Origin of the sequence: Kitasatospora sp. NPDC048545 (assembly GCF_040651155.1) — a bacterium.
In the GTDB taxonomy this organism is placed as follows: Bacteria; Actinomycetota; Actinomycetes; order Streptomycetales; family Streptomycetaceae; genus Kitasatospora.
This window is the reverse complement of record NZ_JBEZIQ010000141.1, coordinates 1-3,793: the sequence shown is the minus strand read 5'-3', so window position 1 is coordinate 3,793 and position 3,793 is coordinate 1. Positions and strand designations below refer to the sequence as shown.

The window sequence follows — 3,793 nt, the reverse complement described above, 5'->3', positions numbered from 1 at the left end:
GGCGGCTGCTCCGGCCAGTCGGCGGTGGCGCGGGCGCGCTCCCGCCACTGCCGCACCGCAGGCCCGTCCGCGTCCCGCCGGCGGCAGAACTCCTCCAGCCGCGCGCACGAGGCGAGCATGGCGGCCCGCCGCCGCGGCCACGGCGGGACCGGGCGGCCGTACGCGCGGAACAGCTCGCCGAGCGCCCCGGCCCGGTCGGGGTGGTGCGTGCGGACGGTCCACTCGCACCAGGCGAGGTCCTCGACCGGGTCTCCCGGGTGGGTGAACTCCCAGTCCACCAGCCCGGTGACCGCGAAGGTGTCCGGGTCCAGCAGCAGGTTGTGGGGCCCGAAGTCCCCGTGCACCAGCACCGACCCCGCGACGGCCGGGCCGTCCTCGACCACGCCGGGACCGATCTCCTGCAGCCGGCGCAGCACCCGCCCGCAGGCGGCCAGGACCTGCGGCCCGTGTCCGGCGGCCAGCAGGTCCTGGGCGGGCACCCCGGGCAGGTGGCCCAGCGTGACGGCGCCGGCCTCCGCGGCGAGCAGCGGCGGTACCGGCAGCCGTCCGTGAAGTCGCGTCAGCGCCCGCTGCTCGCGGGCCGCCCGCACCTCGGCGTCCGGCCCCCGGTACCGCTTCACCACCGTCCGGCCGTCGCCGGTGGTGCTGTTGGTGTACCCGTGCCGCAGCGGCCGGCTCACCCCCGCCACTCCTCGGCGAGCAGCCCGAGCACCAGCTGGTCCTCGAACCGGCCGCCCGCCCAGGCCGCGTCGCGCAGCCGGCCCTCGACGGTGAAACCGGCCGTGGCGGCGGCCCGGAGCATCGGGGTGTTGTCGGCGAGCGTCTCCAACTGCAGCCGGCGCAGGCCCAACACCGGGAAGGCGTAGTGGCCGAGCACCCGCAGGACGTCCGCCGCGAGCCCACGCCCCCGGTGGCCCGGCCGGAGGGCGACGCCCACGTGGGCGCTGCGGTTGTGGGCGTCGATGCCCCACAGCAGGGCCTCCCCGGCCAGCTCGCCGGAGGCCGTCTCGACCACGGAGAAGCAGGCGGCCTCCTCGGACGGCCCGGTGACCGCGTACGGAGACTGCGCCGACCCCGGGGGAAGGGGCCGCCAGGGCCGGGAGTCGGCCCGCGAACGGGTCGCCACGTCGTCGAAGAGTTCATTCTGGAGCACGGGGACGTCGGCCTCGTGCCGGGCCCGGAGGGTGATGTGAGTACCAAGTAGCATGTCACATTGCTTACACGGTCGGCCGGTCCGCGGCCACCGGATTTCCGCACCTGCGGCGAGCACCTGGTGGTCGTCGACGGCGCCGCCGACCCGTCCGCTGCGTGGGGACAGCGCCCGGATGGCCGAGCGGCCCCGCGCCGACCGGCTCGGCGCGGGGCCGCTCCGCGGTCCTGTGCCCTTCTACTTGGCGAGACCGTAGCCGCCGACGCCCGCGTAGACGGTGTCGGCGACGTGGCGGGGGGAGGAGTCGGTGGTGGTGGTGACGGGCGGTTCGTTGCCGTTCTGGTCGCGCAGGTTGAGGGTGGTCGAGCCGCCGCCGTCCATGTTGACGGCGTCGACCAGGTCGAGCGCCTTGAGCACCTGGGCGAACTCGCTGCGGGTGGCGCCGGCGGCGAGGGCGGCCGGGTCGCCCTTCTTCCCCTCGACGGTGACGAAGAAGAGGTGGCCGAAGCCGTCCGCCCCGCCGGCGGTGCGCCAGGCCCTCGCGGTGTCGTCGGCCACCTGGTAGACGACCGAGGCGTCGCGGATCAGGACGTCGCCGACGGGCGTGGCGTAGAGCGCCGGGTCGATCGGCTGCTCCACCGCGCCGACCGGGGCGCGGCCGAACCAGGTGTCGGCGACGGTGTCGCCGAAGCGGGTGTCGGTGACCACCGTGTGCAGGGTGACCGGCTTGCCGGCGCAGGCGTTGTCCCAGAGCCACGTCGCGCCGTCGCCCGTGCCCTCCAGGGCCCGCCCGCCAGGCGGCACGTCGTGGCCGCCGCGCGGGGCGTCGGAGACGATGCCGCCTGGGGTGGCGCCGGGGTGGAAGCAGGAGGTGGCCACACCCGCCGAGTTGAACAGCACCTCGACGCCCGGGTCGTCGTCGGTGGTGGTGCTCGTCTGCCCGAGCGCGTCGGGAGCCGGCGTCCTCGCCCCGAACTCGGGGGTGAACTCGACGATCTCCGACGGGTCGAAGCAGACGCCGCCGACGACCGTCACGTCCGTGTTGGCGGGGTCGGTGTTGCGCAGGCAGTGGCCGGCCCGGCCGGGGAGCCGGTTGACGCCGTCGACCTTGCGGCTGACGGTGGCGTCGTCGGAGAGCCGCACGGTGAGCTTGGTGGCGAGCTCGGTGATGTACGGGCGGCCGTTCTGCAGCATGAGCACGGAGTTGGCCGGGCGCAGTCCGACGGCCTTGCCGGTGGCGGGGTCGTAGGCGTAGCGGCCCCCGCCGGCCTCGCTGAGCAGCCGCCCGTTCTTCATCGAGGTGCCGCCGAGGTCGCCGAGGTAGATCCTGTTCGCCTTGTCCAGGACGACGCCGTCGTCGAAGTAGCCGCCGTTGACCCCGAGGTACGGGCGCCGGCTGGTCACCCCGGTGGTCTGCTCCAGCATCTCCTGGACGGTCTGCGTGGTGTACATGCCCTGGCCGATCGAGCCGTCGAAGGTGATCGGCGCCCGGCTCGGGTCGATGTCCATGACGTTGACCGTCCACATCCCGTCGGCGTCCTGGTAGACGGTGCGGGTGATCCCGGGGAACGGCGTGGTGGCGGAGGTCCGGGCGAGGGTGATGCCGCCGAGGACGATGTCGGTGTCCGCCGCGCCGGCCAGGCCGCTGCCCGGGACTGCGAGGACGGAGGCGGCCAGGCCGAGGGCGGTCGCGGTACGGATCGCGGCGGCGCGCCGCACGAGGGTGTGCTTCACGAGGTCTCCCGGGTCAGCAGAAGTCAGTGGCGGGGCGGCCGTTGGCGGCGACGACCAGACGGTCGGAGCTGAGCGTTCCGGCGTACGGTGCGGGGACGAAGGTGCTGTCGCCGCTGAGCACGACGAACGCCCGGTAGGTGGAGCCGTTGGCGCTCCAGGTGCCGGTGAGCCCGCCGTCCGGGTAGAAGCAGGCGTGCTTGGCGGTGTGGTTGAAGACGGAGACCGTCCGGTCGTTCCAGTCGGCGCCGAAGTCGCGGACCTCGTCCTCGCCGAAGGAGGTCATCGCGCCGCGGCCGCTCTCCTCCGCGAACAGGCAGAGCCGCCCGGTCTCGCAGCGCTCGTAGCCCGTGAAGCAGCCGGCCTTGGACTTGGCGCCCTTGAAGGAGCTGACCCTGCCGTCCAGGTGGGTGCCGAGGTCGGCGAGGGTGGCCTGGCCGCCGGGGCGGACGGCCTGGACGGTGCCGCCGTAGGCGGCGTCGGCGTAGAGGCAGGCCCAGTAGGGGGACTGGTTGTCCACCGAGCGGGCCCGGTCGTTCCAGGCGGGGTCGACGCCCTGGACCGGGACCCGGGGGTCGCCGGCGAGTTCGGCGCCCCGGCCTGCGTCCTGGTCGTAGAGGCAGAAGCCGCCGGCGGCGCAGTGGCTGGTCCAGCTCGCGGCGGTGGCCCGGGAGCCGGGCAGGACGGCGATCACGAGCGCCACGAGCAGCAGGCCCAGGACGGCGCGCGGAAGGTGTTTCCTCACGGTGGAGGTCCCCCTCGGAGTGGAAGTGGTGGGTGGTGGGGAGCGCGGACCGGGCGGCCGTGCGGGCCGCCCGGTCCGCGCCCGTCCGACCGGTCAGGGACCGGTCGTCGCCGGGACGTCGGTGTTGTAGTCCGCGAGCCTGGCACATCGGAAGAACGTGGGGGAGT

At 74.7% G+C, this 3,793-nt stretch carries 4 protein-coding genes; all 4 read right to left on the bottom strand.

Translation table 11 applies throughout. The features are described from left to right. Positions 1–680, bottom strand: a 680-nt coding sequence (locus AB0D10_RS45940) for an aminoglycoside phosphotransferase family protein (RefSeq protein WP_360268970.1), incomplete at its 3' end; no start/stop codon positions are given. Continuing rightward, positions 677–1,207, bottom strand: a complete 531-nt coding sequence (locus tag AB0D10_RS45935) for a GNAT family protein (RefSeq protein ID WP_360268967.1) — start codon at positions 1,205–1,207, stop codon at positions 677–679. The genes AB0D10_RS45935 and AB0D10_RS45940, both read right to left, overlap by 4 nt. A gap of 180 nt (positions 1,208–1,387) precedes the next feature. Then, a complete protein-coding gene (locus AB0D10_RS45930; protein WP_360268964.1) occupies positions 1,388–2,884 on the bottom strand; it encodes a phosphodiester glycosidase family protein in 1,497 nt (498 codons plus the stop codon). Positions 2,885–2,897: 13 nt separating this feature from the next. Beyond that, a complete protein-coding gene (locus tag AB0D10_RS45925) occupies positions 2,898–3,626 on the bottom strand; it encodes a peptidase inhibitor family I36 protein (protein WP_360268962.1) in 729 nt (242 codons plus the stop codon). Positions 3,627–3,793 lie beyond the last annotated feature (167 nt).

Excerpts from the sequence above, each read along its gene's own strand:
- AB0D10_RS45935 (WP_360268967.1), bottom strand. The coding sequence starts at position 1,207 with ATGCTACTTGGTACTCACATCACCCTCCGGGCCCGGCACGAGGCCGAC.